Source organism: Neobacillus driksii (assembly GCF_013409995.1).
Taxonomy (GTDB): domain Bacteria; phylum Bacillota; class Bacilli; order Bacillales; family Cytobacillaceae; genus Neobacillus; species Neobacillus driksii.
Window position 1 is genome coordinate 161,901 of the sequence record NZ_JACCBX010000004.1, and the last position, 15,488, is coordinate 177,388.

The window sequence follows — 15,488 nt, forward strand, 5'->3', positions numbered from 1 at the left end:
TAAAGTATTATACCACATTTATGGTGGAAAGCTAACTTCATTTTATGTAATATATAGCTATATCAATTATCACAAATATTATTTTATTTTTTAGATGACAAGGGGAATAGCAAAATGAAGCAAATTAAATGGATTTTTGTCGTTTTTGCTGTACTGGCAGCAACTAGTATAATGGGCATAGGCGTGGCAATTGGGGAAGAAAGTATCTTAGGGGTAATTGGCAGTATCCTTGCACTAGTTGTTGTAATGGGCTTAGGATTTAAAACAAAAGCAAAATATAGAGCAAAAGGTGAACTGTAAAAAGAAAAGCTAACGCCTAGGCGATGTAGCTATACAAAAAAGAAGCCTGCAGGCTTCTTTTTATTTACCATTTACCTTCTTTAAGATAATCATTAATGATGGTTTGATGCAGACCTGGCTTAGCCACAAGTAATGAATCTTTTGAGAGGAAATCCAACTTATTTCCTCTTAAATTAGTGACAACACCGCCTAATTCCTCAATTATAACTGAACCAGCAGCAACATCCCAAGGTGACAATCTCATTGAAATATAAGCATCGACTCTCCCTGTTGCGACAAATACCATTTCAAGAGCAGCTGTTCCGTACGATCTTGTTCCTCTTGCATCTCTAACCAGCGGTATAAGCAAGTTATGGTCAATACGATGATTCTCCATCACCCAGGTTGCATTTAAAGCAATAATCGATTCTTTTACTGTCGCTTGATTTAAAGGAGGCAGCTTAGTATCGTTCATAAATGCACCTTGCCCAGTAACAGCATGATATAATTCATCATGTGCTACATCATAAATAATCCCAATTTTCCCTATACCATTTTCAAACACACCTAGAGAAATAGCAAAATTTCTCTGTTGATGGATAAAATTCATTGTTCCATCAATTGGGTCGATAATCCATACAACGCCATCAAGAGTATTTACTTCATCCCCAAAACCTTCTTCACCCAAAATTCTATGGTTTGGGAAGGTTTTTCTTACTTTATTAATAAAGAATTGTTCAATTTGTTTATCTATATTGGTCACTAAATCATTAGGATTTGATTTGGTTTGGATATTTAACGTTTCAGTAAAAGAATCCCTAATTTTATCACCAGCTTCCATTACCCATTGCTTAGCCTGTAGATCTACGTAATGCCAGTCCATTTTATCCCTCCACTTTTTCAATCCTTATATGTACATATACTAAGCTTAATTAAATTTATGTATGCCTTCAACTTTTTACTCCTTTATTTTTAATGGCAAAACAATAAACGAACTCTCCACTTTCCTACACAGAGTTCGTTTTATAATATCAATATGAAATTCTTTATTGTCATTCTAAGTGGTATCCCCTTTGAAAACAAATTATCAAAGAGCTTTAAGTTTTACTAACTCTTGGCGGATTTTTTCTAATTTCTGTTTACATTCCTTCATCTTTTTTTCATTTTTTTCTTCAATTGCTTCAAACAATGTGGCCAGCTCATAATCCATTTCTAATCGTAAATATGCCAACCTTTCCTTCTCGCCAACTTTTTTTAGTGAAGTATTCATCAATTGTTTCATGTTAGCTTTCTCCCTTCAATTATTATTTAATTTTTCAGACTATTTTTAGTAATATAATATGAGCCACTATGTAAGGTTGCAACAAATATGTGCGTTAACCCATATAAGCACTTAGTTTCAAGAATTTTCGCTAGTATGCTACAATGAATGACAAATGTCTACAAATGGAGGTTTTGCAGATGGACTTTAAAGGTTTTAATAATGAAGATTTCGATGTATTTCAAATAGATGGATTAGAGCCAAGAATGGAAGCATTAAAAGAAAGGATTCGCCCAAAATTAGAAAGTCTAGGACAGTATTTTGCACCAACCTTAACAACATTAACGGGTGATGAAATGCATATCCATGTTGCCAAACACGCAAGACGTACGATAAATCCTCCTAAAGATACATGGGTGGCATTTGCAAATAATCCTCGTGGTTACAAAATGCTTCCGCATTTTCAAATAGGTCTGTGGCATACTCATTTATTTATCTGGTTTGCTGTCATTTATGAAGCACCTCATAAACAAGAATTTGCAGCAAGATTCACAAAAAAAATAAACAAAATCTATAAAGAAATACCTAAAGACTTTGTTTGGTCTTTGGACCATATGAAACCTGAATCAGTGCCACATGGACAATTAAAAAAAGAGGATTTACGAGGTATGTTTGAACGGCTGGAGAATATAAAAAAGGCAGAAATCTTATGCGGATATGAGATTAAACGTGAGGACTTGCTACATTTAAGTGCTGAGGAGTTCCTTAAGGAAGTTGAATATGTCTTTACTAAAGTTGCACCATTATATAAGATTGCTCTTAATATTAAATAAAAAACTCCTGAACATTCGTTCGGAGTTTTTCTTTTTTATTTCATTGAAATTTTTTCGCCTGGTGAGGCATTTTTGGCTTTTTTTATCGTTCTATAGGAAGAATAGCCGCTAATGTCCTCAAATTCACCGCAAAGCGTCTTTTCTTCTGCTTTACCAGGGACAATTTCCTTGAATCGACGATAGATATCCATCAATTCATCACGTTCAATGCCTTTTTCATAAGCTCTTTCTATTGCTTCGTAAAATTTTATTACGTCAACAATTTCATCTGTTGTCCAATGATAATCAATCGGGTATTGGTACTCCATATTTTCACCTGCTCAATTTATTTCTATATGGCTGTGTTAAATTAGCCAGTTGATTTGCGCTCCACTAAGGAAAGCTTCTTCGAATAATCACCGCAGGGACAGGCGGTTTTGCCTGTCACGAGGCACTTCGCTTTCCGCGGGCGGTTCGAGGAGCCTCCTCGGCGCTTAAGCGCCTGCGGGGTCTCCCCTGCCCCGTCCTCCCGCAGGAGTCTTCGTGCCTTCCGCGCAAATCAACTGAGTTCTAAAAGCACTAATTAACTTAACACAGCCTTCCATTTATGTATAATACCTTTATTTTGCCCATTTTTCACGAATTTGTTCCGCTTCGCAAATCATACGATTAAATAATTCTGCTACGGTTGGGATATCTTTAATAAGTCCCATTACCTGTCCTGCCCATGCAAAGCCTTCATCTTCTACTCCATCATATATATATCGTTTATTGGCTTGGCCGCTAATATAATTCTTCAATTGTTCGTAATTGCCAAATTCTTTCTCTATTTCGAGTATTTTATTTGTCCAATTATTTGAAATTGCACGTGCTGGCGCACCAAGACTTCGTTTGATCACAACGGTATTAGCTTCTGACCCTTCAATAAGCCTTTTCTTATAAATGTCATTCGCATGTACGCATTCCTTGGTGGCAATAAAACGTGTCCCCATTTCAATTCCTTCTGCTCCCAAGCTAAGAGCTGCCATAAGTCCCCTGCCATCACCAATACCGCCAGATGCTATTACTGGGATAGAAACTGCATCTACTACTTGAGGGATTAATACCATCGTACCAATATCATCCCTGCCTAAATGACCTCCGCCTTCCTGCCCCACTACCATTACTGCATCTGCACCTAATTCTTCAGCTTTTTCAGCCTGCCTTCTAGCCGCAACAAGAACCAATCTTTTTATCGATGTTCCTTTTAACTGTTCGAATATCGGTGCAGGATTACCACCCGTCATGGATACAACAGGGACATCTTCATCAATAGCCACTTGAAGCATTTCTTCAAAAGGTCGATTATGCTGTCCAATTGCGTAATTAACTCCGAATGGTTTATTCGTCAGCTTTTTAACTTTTCTAATTTCCTCCCGAAGCTTAGTAGGACTCTCAAGAGACATTGCTGTAATTTGCCCAAGTCCACCTGCATTCGAAACGGCTGCAGCTAGTTCAGAATAGGCTAGATAAGCTAACCCTCCCTGTATTATAGGGTATTTGATATTAAGTATTTCCGTCACGCGCGTTTGCCAATTCATCCGAAACCCCTCCTAATAACGTTACCTTCATATTTCTCCTTTAAAGGTTAATTTTCCTGTTTTATTGAGAAACTAAGGTAACAGATAAAAAAGTGTATATTTTAAGACACAATTTTCTATGCAAGCACTATTATTAGTGCTATAATTCATTTGTTTTGTATTGATATTAATGTATTTTGTATATAAAGAGGTGTGGAAATAAATTGTCTCAAAACCAAACACCGTTATTTAGCGGTTTATTAGAACATGCAAAAAACAATCCAGTTCAATTCCATATTCCCGGGCATAAAAAAGGGGTTGGAATCGATCCAGATTTTAGAAATTTCATTGGTGATAATGCATTATCGATAGACTTAATTAATATTGGTCCTCTCGATGACCTTCATCAGCCAAAAGGAATCATTAAACAAGCACAAGATTTAGCTGCAGAAGCCTTCGGCGCAGATAGAACTTTCTTTTCTGTTCAAGGAACAAGTGGTGCGATCATTGCTATGATTATGGCGGTTTGTGGACCTGAGGATAAGATTATTGTCCCAAGGAATGTTCATAAATCAATTATGTCGGCTATAGTCTTTTCCGGTGCAATCCCTGTTTTTATTCACCCGGAAATCGATGAGGATCTAGGTATATCTCATGGAATTACGACCGAATCAGTAGAAAAGGCATTAAATCAGCATCCAGATGCGAAAGCCATCCTAGTGATTAACCCGACGTATTTTGGAATTTCAGCAGATTTAAAAAGAATAGTCGAAATTGCTCACTCTCATAATGTTCCGGTTCTAGTTGATGAAGCACATGGGGTTCATATCCATTTTCACGATGATTTGCCGCTATCTGCCATGCAGGCTGGTGCTGATATGGCTGCAACGAGCGTCCATAAACTTGGCGGGTCCATGACACAAAGCTCTATTTTAAACGTTAAAGAGGGCCTTGTTTCTGCCAAGCACGTTCAAGCTATACTAAGTATGCTTACAACGACTTCAACTTCCTATTTATTACTTGCTTCCCTTGACGTTGCTAGAAAACAATTAGCAACTAAGGGAAAAGAGTTAATTGATAAAACGATTGATCTTGCACAATCAATTAGAAAAAGAATTAATGAAATTAATCATCTACATTGTGTTGGCGAAGAAATCTTAGGTTCCAAAGCAACATTTGATTATGATCCAACTAAATTAATTATTTCGGTAAAAGAATTAGGATTAACGGGTTATGAGGTTGAAAAGTGGCTAAGGGAAAAACATAATATTGAAGTAGAAATGTCTGACCTCTATAACATCCTTTGTATCATAACCATTGGCGATACAGCAGTGGAAGGCGACATTTTGGTTAATGCTTTAAAAGAACTTGCTGAGGAACGCGAACATCTTAATGAAAAGTTCGAACCTATCCAAGTTCTTCTTCCTGATATTCCAGTTCTTGCATTGACCCCAAGAGATGCCTTTTATGCAGATACTGAAGTTATACCTTTTGAAGAATCAGAAGGAAGAATAATAGCCGAATTTATTATGGTCTATCCACCCGGAATTCCAATTTTCATCCCAGGTGAAATTATTACAAAAGAAAATCTCCACTATGTTCGTGAAAACCTCGAAGCTGGTTTGCCTGTTCAAGGACCAGAGGATGAAGAAATCAAAACTATTCGGGTAATCAAGGAATATAAAGCTATAAAATAAAAATACAGGATTCCATTGAGGAATCCTGTTTCTATTTTATTTAAAGAAATTTTTATCTTTCTTCTTCGGAATGGCGATCATCGCAACAATTACATCTTGAATAGAGAACTGTTACTTTTTCATCTTCAAAATGATCAATTGTTGAGTCGCAAGCTTGGCAAACGATTGTACCCATCTTTTCAATCCCCTTTTCATTATGAAATGTGCACTACATTGAAAACGTTTTATTGTTGTTAATTTAATAATAATATAACACATTAGATTTTTCAAGCCTAAATTGTATGTCACATTTAAATATTTTTTCACAAAAAAAGGTCTTTAATAGACCTTTTACTGTCCAACTATTCATATTGGGTAACAAATGGGATTTCCGGGAGGGTTTCCCTGAAGAACTCAGCTAAATCTGCAGCTTGCTGTTTATCTGGTATTCGGAATGCATTTTGAAGGTATTCGATATCTTCTATTTCTTTAGGATCGAGGAGAGTGGAACGGCCAGTTTGCATGCAGACAACAAGAGGTTTACCAAAAAACATGTTGGTGTAAATAATCCCAAAATCATAACGAGTATGTTCTGTCGTAAATCCTATAAACCTTACTTTTACATTTTCGTGCTCATCATAGAGCTTATCAAATAATTCCATATGAGTCCTCCTTTTTTTAATAGTATTCAGAATATTATTATAATTTATTTTTCTACTAATAACAAATGACATTTATGTGACTAAATGTTGTCATCAAGCTTTTTACAATGCTAGAATAAAAGAGATATCAATGGGACTAGGGGGGATGATGATGGCTGAAAATGCATTTATTAAACTAGTGCCTTCATCTGCACAACAAACAATTACGGTAGAGGAAGTAAAAGAATTCTTATCTTATTATAAAAATATTACGAGTAAAACAGGGAATCAAGTAAATTGGGAATATGGTGACTCGGCATTCCCTTACGAATTGAAAGAAAAAAGTGAAGGCAAAGGAAAATGGTTTTATTTACAATCAACGAATGAACGTTATAACGCAATTTTATTTGGTGTCGACAAAGAAATGGTTCGTGATGAAGACGGTACGGAAAGAATTCAAACATACATACAAGTCACGCTTCCAGAACAGTCAACATTCGGTGATAAAGGGAAAGCAAATGAATTTTGCAAATTCCTAGCAAAGAAATTACAAGGAGAATTACACCTTTTTAACGAACGAATCATGTATTATTATCCAAGAAAGTAAGCCACTCAACTCCCATCTGTGGGAGTTTTTTAATGTGTTATTAGTGCAAGTGTATAATGAATCGAAGAATAAATCACGAGGCTAAGTGATGTAATAAAAAGGGTTTTTGCCGTTGATTGTGTCACTCGATTGCAAAGTGCAAAAGCTAAGTAAAAGAAAACAAAGAACATTATAACCTTGTATAGCAGTTGATCATGCTTAGACAGCCACTCAATGAACGTAAATGCACTCCAAATCATTAATTGTACTATCATAATAACGTAAATCCGCATCATTCATCACCACTCAAGATATTTCTAAAATATTAGATGATAGTGTTTTAAATATATGATTGAAGCGCAGATTTATTTATATTTCGATAAAAAAAATGAAAGTCCTTTCCAAATCATTACTGGAAAGGACTTTCATTTGATCTATTTTAGAACATGTATTGGAGTACCAAGTGCAACCTCAGCAGCTTCCATAGTGATTTCACCTAATGTTGGATGAGCATGAATAGTCAATGCTAAATCTTCGACTGTCATTCCTGCTTCAAGTGCCAACCCTAGCTCAGCAATCATATCCGACGCACTTGCACCTGCAATTTGCGCACCGATTAAGACGCCGTCTTCTTTACGAGAAACTAATTTAACAAAGCCATCTCCACTGTCTAGTGATAGAGCACGACCATTTGCTGCAAATGGGAATTTCGCTGAAGTAGCATCGATTCCTTCTTGTTTTGCTTGCTCTTCAGTATAACCTACGCTAGCTAGTTCAGGATCGGAGAAAACAACAGCAGGAATGCCTAAGTAGTCAATTACAGCATTGTGCCCAGCGATTGCCTCAGCAGCGATTTTTCCTTCATATGAAGCTTTGTGAGCTAATTGCGGACCCGCCACAACATCACCAATCGCATATATGTTTGAAACGCTTGTACGGCACTGATTGTCAATCTCTATCAGTCCACGGTCTGTTACCTTCACTCCGATTTGGTCAAGACCCATTTCATCCGTATTTGGTCGACGTCCAACCATAACAAATACGTAATCTGCTTCAACTTTCTTTTCTTCGCCTTTAACTTCAAACGTTACAACAACACCATTTTCGCTTTCTTCTACACCTTTGGCCATAGCCTTTGTAAAGAATTCAGCACCTTTTTTCTTCATGGTTTTCTTAACAAGTGCCGCCATTTGCTTTTCAAAGACACCAAGGCCCAAAATGTCATCTGCACCTTCAAGAATCGTTACTTGAGTGCCAAAATTCGCATAGGCACCTCCCAGTTCAATACCGATTACACCGCCGCCGATGACTACGATTTTTTCAGGAAGTTCTTGTAAATTTAAAGCACCTGTTGAATTAAGTATTCGTTTTGAATATTTAAATGTTGGCAGTTCAATTGGACGAGAACCTGATGCGATAATTGCATTTTTAAAATTGTAAGTTTGGGCAGAATTTTCGCCAATCACACGTAATGAATTACCATCCACAAAGTATGCTTCTCCACGAACAATATCAACTTTATTTCCTTTTAATAAACCCTCAACACCACCAGTTAACTTTTTCACGATTCCTGCTTTAAATTCTTGAACCTTTGAAAAATCAACTGTTACATTTTCAGCTTTAATTCCGAATGTATCAGAGTGTTTCGCTACTTCGTAACGGTGTCCAGCAGCAATAACTGCTTTTGAGGGAATACAACCCACGTTTAAACAAACTCCGCCAATATATTCCTTTTCAACGATTGTCACTTTTTGACCTAACTGTGCTGCACGAATAGCAGCAACATAACCGCCAGGGCCTGCTCCGATAACTATAGTATCGGTATCAATTGGGAAATCTCCTACTACCATTTGTTACGCCTCCATTAACAATAGTTCTGGATCGTTCAATAATCTCTTAATGTGATTTAATGCATTTTGAGCTGTCGCTCCATCAATCATTCTGTGGTCAAAGCTTAATGATAATGCTAATACTGGAGCTGCCACAATTTCACCATCACGTACGATTGGTTTTTCAGCAATACGACCAACACCAAGGATTGCCACTTCAGGATGGTTAATGACTGGTGTAAACCATTGGCCGCCAGCAGATCCGATATTCGAAATGGTACATGAAGCACCTTTCATTTCGTTTGGAGCTAGTTTTCCATCACGTGCTTTTCCAGCTAATTCATTGATTTCATTTGAAATTGAGAATACTGATTTGCGATCAGCATCTTTTACAACTGGTACCAATAAACCTTTTTCAGTATCAGCTGCAATTCCAATATTATAGTAATGCTTATGGATAATTTCACTTGTTGCGTCATCAAGTGATGTATTTAAAGCAGGGAATTCACGTAAAGCACTTGTTAATGCTTTTACGATGTATGGTAAGAATGTTAACTTGATACCCTTAGCCACTGCAACTTCTTTGAATTTTTTACGATGTGCAACAAGTTTGGTTACATCGATTTCATCCATAAGAGTTACGTGCGGTGCAGTATGTTTTGAATTTACCATTGCTTTTGCAATTGCTTTTCTGATTCCGCTCATCTTCTCACGTGTTTCAGGATATTCTCCTTGTGGGATTGGAGCAGCTTTTGGTGCTTCCTCCGCCTGAACAGCTGCTGGTGCTTGAGTTGCTGCCGCTTGTGGTGCTGTTACAGCCGCACCGCCGCTTAAGAATGCGTCAATATCACTTTTTACAATTCGTCCGTTTTTACCAGAACCTGGGACTTGTGTAATTTCCACACCTTTATCACGCGCATACTTACGAACTGATGGCATCGCAATAATTTTTCGGTTAGGATCTACTTCCACTTGTACTTGTGGTTCTGTTACGCCAATACCATATGCTGGTGGAGCTGGCGGTGGTGTTGTTTGTCCCTCAGGAGCAGCTGCAGTAGCTGGCGCTGGTGCCGCTACTTGTTTTGGTGCTTCTTCAGCATGTTCGTCGCCTTTGAATTGAAGGTTTTCGTAACCAGGTGCATCAAATGTAACTAACACCTGTCCAACTGTCGCAACAGTTCCTTCAGCTACTAAAACATCAAGTACAGTACCTTCAACAGGTGAAGGGATCTCTACAACTGCTTTATCATTTTGAATTTCGCAAAGTACATCATCTTCCTGGACTTTATCACCTGGCTTTATGAACCATTTAACAATCTCGCCTTCATGTATACCTTCACCAATGTCAGGCATTTTAAATTGGAATGTGGTTGCGGTTGCGCTCACTTGGGATTCATCCTCCTATTTTTGCATAGATTTCTTCCGTTCAATGTTAAGAAATAAGCGGGAAACAGTAATACTATTCCCCCACTTATATTAGAATGTTAAAACTTTTTTCGCTGTTTCAATTACATCTTTATAGTTTGGAAGCCAAGCTGCTTCTGCTTGCGGGAATGGGTAAATCGTGTCTGGTGCTGCTACACGAAGTACAGGTGCTTCTAAGCTTAAAATCGCACGATCGCTAATTTCAGCCACTACATTTGCTGCTACACCAGCTTGCTTTTGAGCTTCTTGAACAACAATTGCACGGCCTGTTTTTTCAACAGACGCAATAATCGTTTCAATATCAATCGGGCTAACAGTACGCAAATCGATTACTTCTGCAGAGAACCCTTCCTTCTCTAGCTCTTCTGCAGCTTTTAGAGATTCATGTACCATTGCACCATAAGTAATAATAGAAAGATCCGTACCTTCACGCTTTACATCTGCTTTGCCTAGCGGAATGGTATATTCTCCTTCAGGAACTTCTTGACGGAATGAACGATATAATTTCATATGCTCAAGGAAAATAACTGGATCATTATCACGGATTGCTGAGATAAGAAGACCTTTTGCATCATAAGGTGTTGATGGGATAACAACCTTTATGCCAGGCTGTTGTGCCATTAATCCTTCTAAGCTGTCAGCGTGCATATCTGGTGTATGTACGCCTCCTCCGAATGGTGAACGGAAAGTGATTGGAGCACTAAATTTTCCGCCTGTACGGAAACGAAGGCGAGCAGCCTGTCCAGAAATTGAATCCATAACTTCATATACAAAACCAAAAAATTGGATTTCTGGAACTGGACGGAAGCCTTGTAATGCTAGACCAACAGCTAAACCGCCGATACCTGATTCAGCTAATGGTGTATCAAATACACGATCCTCGCCAAATTCATTTTGCAATCCTTCGGTTGCACGGAAAACACCGCCGTTTACACCAACATCTTCACCAAAAACCAATACGTTCGGATCATTTTTTAATTCCACACGCATTGCATCTGTAATTGCTTGAATCATTGTCATTTGAGCCATGACTTACTTCGACTCCTTTGCTGAATAAATTTCATGTTGCTCTTTTAAGTTTTGAGGTAAGTCGGTATAAGTTATGTTGATTAGGTCCGTTACCTTTTGCTTAGGAGCAGCATCTGCTTGTTTAAGTGCTTCTTTAATTTCTTCTTTCGCTTGCTCGATTACTTCGTTTTCTCTTTCCTCATTCCATAGACCTTTCTTTTCAAGGAATTTACGGAAACGTACTAACGGATCTTTCTTTTCCCATTCATTATCTAATTCAGCAGTACGGTAACGTGTTGGATCATCACCGGCCATTGTATGTGGACCATATCGGTATGTTAACGTTTCAATAAATGTAGGTCCTTCTCCATTAATAGCACGATCACGTGCTTCACGAACAGCTGCATAAACGGCTAATGGATCCATACCGTCTACTTGGATTCCAGCTATACCAGCAGCAACAGCTTTTTGAGCAAGTGTTTTTGCTGCCGTTTGCTTTTCAACAGGAGTGGAGATCGCAAAACGGTTATTTTGAGCGATAAAGATCGCTGGAGCATTGTATGCACCTGCAAAGTTCATTCCTTCATAGAAATCACCTTGAGATGTTCCGCCATCACCTGTGTATGTAAGTGCCACAGCTTTAACTCCACGTTTTTTCAATCCTAAGGCTACACCTGCAGTTTGAACATACTGCGCACCAATAATAATTTGAGGAATCGCAACATTCACTCCATCAGGAATTTGTCCGCCTGCTAAATGACCTCTGGACCATAAAAATGCTTGATATAATGGAAGACCATGCCATACGATTGGTGGAACATCACGATAGCCTGGTAATATAAAATCTTCTTTTTCTAGGGCGAATTGTGAAGCTAATTGAGAAGCTTCCTGCCCTGCAGTTGGTGCATAGAAGCCAAGACGTCCTTGACGATTTAATGAAATAGAACGCTGGTCAAGGATACGAGTATAGACCATACGGCGCATTAATTCTTGAAGCTGTTCATCGCTTAAGTCAGGCATTGCTGCCTCATTAACGACTTCGCCTTCTTCATTTAATATTTGAAGCGTTGTAAACTGATTTTCTACAGCTTCGAGTACTTTCTTAGCATCGAGCTGAGCATTTTGGGTTTTAGATGCCATTCGTCACATCTTCCTTTCTCTCATTACAATAATGTAAAAAAATAAATTCACTCATATTAGATTACCCAAAAACCTTAAACAACATCACGATTACCTTTCTTTCGTTATCTGTTGTTCTGTACTATAATTTTTCAAAAAATTAATGGTACAATAATTAATTCCATATTGAGTTTACATCAACTCAATACACTCGTCAAATACTATGTTTTAATAATTTTACAACATGGAAATAATATTAACTTAATATCAATCTAAAACCTCTGTACCACCCAGTGATCGGTTCTGTTATATTAATATATCTTACTTTACCAACAAAAAAATCGACCATGGCGGTCGATTTTTTATTCGTTTTCAAGTTTAAGTCCTGCTTCTTCATAAAATTCAAGCTTTTTCTTATTATATTGTGCTGTTAATTCATTAAATTCTTCATTTGCGTCATATACCTTTTGATAGATAGTATTTAAATTCGTAACATGATCTTCTAGCTTTTCGTATGAGATACTCTCATTTTTTAACATCTGATACAATTCTTTATCATTATCTAATGCAGTTGAATATTCCTTTGCAAGCTTATTATGTACTTTATATCTATTACTCATTATTTCTAATAGCTCAGTGACTTTTTTCCTTTGCTCAGAATTGTCTATTTCATTCCTTATTTCTTCGGAATTCTTAAATTCTGCTTTTGAAGCATTGATACTGTCTATTTCCTTTTGCAGGTGCTCTCTTCTTTTATCAATAATTGAAAGTGCCTCATCAGAAAGCTTTACAATCTCATCATGCTGCTTCATACCGAGAGCCATTATCTGATTATAAATTTCCTTTTCTTGCTTTTCTAACTCTACGAGAGGCTCTTGCTGCTCCTCAAATGCTTTTTCTGCTTCTACTATGTTTTCTAAGGCTTGATACATTCTTTCAGTTGTCTTTTCTTTGCTAACGCAGCCAGTTAATAAAAAACTGATTGCGAGGGTAGAAAAAATAATACGCTTAACGCTGATAGCAGACACTTTGCAACCCCCTTAATCATTACAATTCTTACTATATCTATACTTCTTATTTTTGACAATATCACATGCAACAATTAACTTTTCTCGAATAGTCTGATAGACTAATGAATATTAATATCCTTAGTATTTACACAGGAGTGAATGGATTCATGTTAATGATGGATGATATTATTCGAGACGGCCACCCTACATTAAGAAAAGTAGCGGCTGAAGTATCCATGCCGCCTTCGGATGAAGAGAAGAAAATACTTGAAAGTCTTTTAGCGTATGTGAAAAATAGTCAAAACCCTGAAATTGCTTCACAATATGGATTACGACCTGGGATTGGTTTAGCTGCGCCGCAGATCAATGTTTCAAAGCGGATGATTGCTGTTCATCTATATGATGACAAAGGTAACTTATACAGCTACGGATTATATAATCCCAAAATTGTCAGTCATTCCGTTGAAAAAGCGTATTTGGTCTCAGGAGAAGGCTGTCTTTCAGTAGACGAGGAGATTCCAGGCTACGTAGAAAGATTTGCTCGAATTACTGTAAAAGGAACTACCCTTGAAGGCGAAGAGATTAAACTCCGTTTAAAGGGGCTTCCAGCTATTTGCTTTCAACATGAAATTGATCATTTAAATGGAATCATGTTTTATGATCACATTAATAAACAAGATCCCTTCAAACCAATTGAAGGTGCTATTGCTATTGAAAGATAATAAAAGCGCAAGGTCTTCTAGGACCTTACGCTTTTTTCTATAATTAAATGAGTTTCAATTCTTTCAATCCATTCCAAATTCCATCATCCGAAACATTCGTTGTCACAAAGTTTGCAAGTGCCTTAGCCTCGGGAACGCCATTCCCCATTGCAACACCGGTTCCAACCGCTTTAAGCATTTCTAGATCGTTTAAGCCGTCGCCGAATGCATAAACATCCTTTAGATCAAAACCTAGTCTGTCTATCATTTGTTTTATTCCTTCAGCTTTAGAACCACCTTTTGGTAAGACATCAACTGAATATGGATGCCACCTTATAAAATCAAATTCAGGGAAATTTTCAAAATAGAACTTCTCCTCACCTTCTTTACAGAATAGTAAGGATTGATAAATTTCTTTGTCTACATAGAAATTTTTGTCCTCTTCCGGATGTGGAAATAACAAGCTGTCCATACTTGTCTCTATATAAGGATGGAAATGTGTAGTACTCTTCATGGTCACTTCGCTCATAAAGATTAATGGATGGTCATTGGCAGCTGTTTCCTGCAGAAACCTTCCCAACTCAGATTGGTTGAGCGGGTTCTTATAGATTGCTTCATTTTCAAACACAACATACTGTCCATTAAAACTAACGTATGAATCAATATCTAATTCTTTTTTCAAACTTGGAAACATGAAAGGTGCTCTTCCGGTTGCAATCGCTACGAACACACCATTCTCCTTCAGAGTTTGAATCGCTTTTTTTGTACTGCTTGGAAGTTTTTTTTCATGGTCGAGCAGTGTCCCATCTATATCAAAAAAAACAATTTTTTTCATATAATTCTAACTCCTCTTTACTTTAATAACAACAAAGCTCTTCTATAATTTTCCTCTCAATAAACACTAACCATAACCAGAATATTTGTCAATTTAATAAAACTTCATAATTCTTCCATGTTTATCCATGAAAGAAATCCTGTTTATACCATATAATATTAGTATAAAAATGATTGAATAAAAAAAAACTGCAATAATCTATCGTGGCTTGCTTTACATTGGACAAGGATCGTTTAAAATAGGAAGTAAGGAGATGATCCACTATGTTAAAGAAGCTAAGAAAGAAGCTCTTAAAACAGTGGAACGATTTACTGCGAAAAAAATCAATTGCCTAACTACAACTTTTTTCGAGCCCTTCAAACTTGCGAAGGGCTCCTTCCTTATTGTAAATTGATTATCAGTGTATTATTTACATATTTTTTCTAATAGGTCTAAGCGTTTACTTTTTAGGTGAAAAGTGAATTTAAATGAAAAAAATGTAATTATTTTATATAATAAAAAAAGTTATGATCGATTAAGGAGCGATTTATTATGGTATTTAAGGTTTATTTTCAGGAAAACATCAAGGAAGTTCCAGTCAGAGAGAAAACAAAGGTTCTCTATGTTGAAGGAGAATCTGTTAGGGATGTTCGTAAAAAAATTGCAGATCGTGGATACAATGTTGAACTTGTACAAGAAGTAAGCGGAGCATTTTTAGAATATGAAAAACAAAATGAAGATTATAATGTATTGGAGATTTGATAATTT

19 protein-coding genes are annotated in these 15,488 nt (G+C 37.0%); 6 read left to right on the plus strand and 13 right to left on the minus strand.

Going from position 1 to position 15,488, the window contains the following annotated elements; all coding sequences use genetic code 11:
* Window positions 1-114: 114 nt before the first annotated feature.
* Window positions 115-300, plus strand: coding sequence for a YlaF family protein (locus F4694_RS10075; protein ID WP_179597424.1), 186 nt, complete (start codon window positions 115-117; stop codon window positions 298-300).
* A gap of 64 nt (window positions 301-364) precedes the next feature.
* Here F4694_RS10075 and F4694_RS10080 read toward each other — a convergent pair whose 3' ends face one another.
* Together F4694_RS10080 and F4694_RS10085 are read right to left on the minus strand one after the other, a co-directional pair.
* Window positions 365-1,162 (minus strand): inositol monophosphatase family protein, encoded by a 798-nt coding sequence (locus tag F4694_RS10080; protein WP_179597426.1) that lies wholly within the window; start codon window positions 1,160-1,162, stop codon window positions 365-367.
* Window positions 1,163-1,366: 204 nt separating this feature from the next.
* Window positions 1,367-1,561 (minus strand): hypothetical protein, encoded by a 195-nt coding sequence (locus F4694_RS10085; RefSeq protein WP_179597428.1) that lies wholly within the window; start codon window positions 1,559-1,561, stop codon window positions 1,367-1,369.
* Window positions 1,562-1,740: 179 nt separating this feature from the next.
* On the opposite strand from F4694_RS10085, the gene F4694_RS10090 reads away from it, so the two are divergent.
* The gene (locus tag F4694_RS10090) at window positions 1,741-2,373 is read left to right on the plus strand and encodes a YktB family protein (RefSeq protein WP_179597430.1); all 633 of its coding nucleotides are present in this window, start codon (window positions 1,741-1,743) and stop codon (window positions 2,371-2,373) included.
* A 35-nt stretch (window positions 2,374-2,408) separates the two neighbouring features.
* On the opposite strand, the gene F4694_RS10095 is transcribed toward F4694_RS10090, so the two are convergent.
* The gene (locus F4694_RS10095) at window positions 2,409-2,681 is read right to left on the minus strand and encodes a UPF0223 family protein (protein WP_179597432.1); all 273 of its coding nucleotides are present in this window, start codon (window positions 2,679-2,681) and stop codon (window positions 2,409-2,411) included.
* Between the two features lie 291 nt (window positions 2,682-2,972).
* Window positions 2,973-3,932 (minus strand): NAD(P)H-dependent flavin oxidoreductase, encoded by a 960-nt coding sequence (locus tag F4694_RS10100; RefSeq protein ID WP_179597434.1) that lies wholly within the window; start codon window positions 3,930-3,932, stop codon window positions 2,973-2,975.
* A 203-nt stretch (window positions 3,933-4,135) separates the two neighbouring features.
* Between F4694_RS10100 and F4694_RS10105 the strand changes: the two genes are divergently transcribed.
* Window positions 4,136-5,608: an aminotransferase class I/II-fold pyridoxal phosphate-dependent enzyme gene (locus F4694_RS10105; RefSeq protein ID WP_179597436.1), complete on the plus strand. Its 1,473-nt coding sequence runs from the start codon at window positions 4,136-4,138 to the stop codon at window positions 5,606-5,608.
* A 52-nt stretch (window positions 5,609-5,660) separates the two neighbouring features.
* Here F4694_RS10105 and F4694_RS10110 read toward each other — a convergent pair whose 3' ends face one another.
* Window positions 5,661-5,783 (minus strand): GapA-binding peptide SR1P, encoded by a 123-nt coding sequence (locus tag F4694_RS10110; protein ID WP_179597438.1) that lies wholly within the window; start codon window positions 5,781-5,783, stop codon window positions 5,661-5,663.
* A gap of 166 nt (window positions 5,784-5,949) precedes the next feature.
* Window positions 5,950-6,249 carry a DUF3055 domain-containing protein gene (locus tag F4694_RS10115; RefSeq protein ID WP_179597440.1) on the minus strand — a complete coding sequence of 100 codons (300 nt, stop codon included), beginning with the start codon at window positions 6,247-6,249 and terminating at the stop codon, window positions 5,950-5,952.
* A gap of 151 nt (window positions 6,250-6,400) precedes the next feature.
* Between F4694_RS10115 and F4694_RS10120 the strand changes: the two genes are divergently transcribed.
* Window positions 6,401-6,835, plus strand: a complete 435-nt coding sequence (locus F4694_RS10120; protein WP_179597443.1) for a DUF1885 family protein — start codon at window positions 6,401-6,403, stop codon at window positions 6,833-6,835.
* 29 nt (window positions 6,836-6,864) lie between these two features.
* Here F4694_RS10120 and F4694_RS10125 read toward each other — a convergent pair whose 3' ends face one another.
* The 6 genes from F4694_RS10125 to F4694_RS10150 all read right to left on the minus strand — a co-directional run bounded on the left by F4694_RS10125 (window position 6,865) and on the right by F4694_RS10150 (window position 13,223).
* The gene (locus F4694_RS10125) at window positions 6,865-7,110 is read right to left on the minus strand and encodes a hypothetical protein (protein ID WP_257029189.1); all 246 of its coding nucleotides are present in this window, start codon (window positions 7,108-7,110) and stop codon (window positions 6,865-6,867) included.
* Between the two features lie 138 nt (window positions 7,111-7,248).
* Entirely contained in the window at window positions 7,249-8,664 is a 1,416-nt protein-coding gene (gene lpdA, locus F4694_RS10130) for a dihydrolipoyl dehydrogenase (protein WP_179597445.1), read from the minus strand.
* Between the two features lie 3 nt (window positions 8,665-8,667).
* Window positions 8,668-9,996: a dihydrolipoamide acetyltransferase family protein gene (locus tag F4694_RS10135; RefSeq protein ID WP_179598116.1), complete on the minus strand. Its 1,329-nt coding sequence runs from the start codon at window positions 9,994-9,996 to the stop codon at window positions 8,668-8,670.
* Between the two features lie 123 nt (window positions 9,997-10,119).
* Entirely contained in the window at window positions 10,120-11,097 is a 978-nt protein-coding gene (locus F4694_RS10140; protein ID WP_179597447.1) for an alpha-ketoacid dehydrogenase subunit beta, read from the minus strand.
* A gap of 3 nt (window positions 11,098-11,100) precedes the next feature.
* The gene (gene pdhA / locus F4694_RS10145; RefSeq protein WP_179597449.1) at window positions 11,101-12,216 is read right to left on the minus strand and encodes a pyruvate dehydrogenase (acetyl-transferring) E1 component subunit alpha; all 1,116 of its coding nucleotides are present in this window, start codon (window positions 12,214-12,216) and stop codon (window positions 11,101-11,103) included.
* Window positions 12,217-12,557: 341 nt separating this feature from the next.
* Window positions 12,558-13,223, minus strand: coding sequence for a YkyA family protein (locus F4694_RS10150; RefSeq protein ID WP_308806325.1), 666 nt, complete (start codon window positions 13,221-13,223; stop codon window positions 12,558-12,560).
* A gap of 149 nt (window positions 13,224-13,372) precedes the next feature.
* Here F4694_RS10150 and def point away from each other — a divergent pair, with 149 nt between their 5' ends.
* Window positions 13,373-13,927, plus strand: coding sequence for a peptide deformylase (gene def / locus F4694_RS10155; protein ID WP_179597451.1), 555 nt, complete (start codon window positions 13,373-13,375; stop codon window positions 13,925-13,927).
* A 43-nt stretch (window positions 13,928-13,970) separates the two neighbouring features.
* On the opposite strand, the gene F4694_RS10160 is transcribed toward def, so the two are convergent.
* Entirely contained in the window at window positions 13,971-14,741 is a 771-nt protein-coding gene (locus F4694_RS10160; RefSeq protein ID WP_179597453.1) for a Cof-type HAD-IIB family hydrolase, read from the minus strand.
* 531 nt (window positions 14,742-15,272) lie between these two features.
* Between F4694_RS10160 and F4694_RS10165 the strand changes: the two genes are divergently transcribed.
* Window positions 15,273-15,482 (plus strand): DNA-dependent RNA polymerase subunit epsilon, encoded by a 210-nt coding sequence (locus F4694_RS10165; protein WP_179597455.1) that lies wholly within the window; start codon window positions 15,273-15,275, stop codon window positions 15,480-15,482.
* The last annotated feature ends 6 nt before the right edge of the window (window positions 15,483-15,488 follow it).

What these genes read in the sequence shown, in the direction of transcription:
- F4694_RS10075 (WP_179597424.1), top strand. Translation starts at nt 115, where the DNA reads ATGAAGCAAATTAAATGGATTTTTGTCGTTTTTGCTGTACTGGCAGCA.
- lpdA (WP_179597445.1), bottom strand. Translation starts at nt 8,664, where the DNA reads ATGGTAGTAGGAGATTTCCCAATTGATACCGATACTATAGTTATCGGA.
- F4694_RS10080 (WP_179597426.1), bottom strand. Translation starts at nt 1,162, where the DNA reads ATGGACTGGCATTACGTAGATCTACAGGCTAAGCAATGGGTAATGGAA.
- F4694_RS10160 (WP_179597453.1), bottom strand. Translation starts at nt 14,741, where the DNA reads ATGAAAAAAATTGTTTTTTTTGATATAGATGGGACACTGCTCGACCAT.
- def (WP_179597451.1), top strand. Translation starts at nt 13,373, where the DNA reads ATGTTAATGATGGATGATATTATTCGAGACGGCCACCCTACATTAAGA.
- F4694_RS10085 (WP_179597428.1), bottom strand. Translation starts at nt 1,561, where the DNA reads ATGAAACAATTGATGAATACTTCACTAAAAAAAGTTGGCGAGAAGGAA.
- F4694_RS10110 (WP_179597438.1), bottom strand. Translation starts at nt 5,783, where the DNA reads ATGGGTACAATCGTTTGCCAAGCTTGCGACTCAACAATTGATCATTTT.
- F4694_RS10090 (WP_179597430.1), top strand. Translation starts at nt 1,741, where the DNA reads ATGGACTTTAAAGGTTTTAATAATGAAGATTTCGATGTATTTCAAATA.
- F4694_RS10165 (WP_179597455.1), top strand. Translation starts at nt 15,273, where the DNA reads ATGGTATTTAAGGTTTATTTTCAGGAAAACATCAAGGAAGTTCCAGTC.
- F4694_RS10120 (WP_179597443.1), top strand. Translation starts at nt 6,401, where the DNA reads ATGGCTGAAAATGCATTTATTAAACTAGTGCCTTCATCTGCACAACAA.
- F4694_RS10115 (WP_179597440.1), bottom strand. Translation starts at nt 6,249, where the DNA reads ATGGAATTATTTGATAAGCTCTATGATGAGCACGAAAATGTAAAAGTA.
- F4694_RS10095 (WP_179597432.1), bottom strand. Translation starts at nt 2,681, where the DNA reads ATGGAGTACCAATACCCGATTGATTATCATTGGACAACAGATGAAATT.
- F4694_RS10100 (WP_179597434.1), bottom strand. Translation starts at nt 3,932, where the DNA reads ATGAATTGGCAAACGCGCGTGACGGAAATACTTAATATCAAATACCCT.
- pdhA (WP_179597449.1), bottom strand. Translation starts at nt 12,216, where the DNA reads ATGGCATCTAAAACCCAAAATGCTCAGCTCGATGCTAAGAAAGTACTC.
- F4694_RS10135 (WP_179598116.1), bottom strand. Translation starts at nt 9,996, where the DNA reads ATGCCTGACATTGGTGAAGGTATACATGAAGGCGAGATTGTTAAATGG.
- F4694_RS10140 (WP_179597447.1), bottom strand. Translation starts at nt 11,097, where the DNA reads ATGGCTCAAATGACAATGATTCAAGCAATTACAGATGCAATGCGTGTG.
- F4694_RS10125 (WP_257029189.1), bottom strand. Translation starts at nt 7,110, where the DNA reads ATGATGCGGATTTACGTTATTATGATAGTACAATTAATGATTTGGAGT.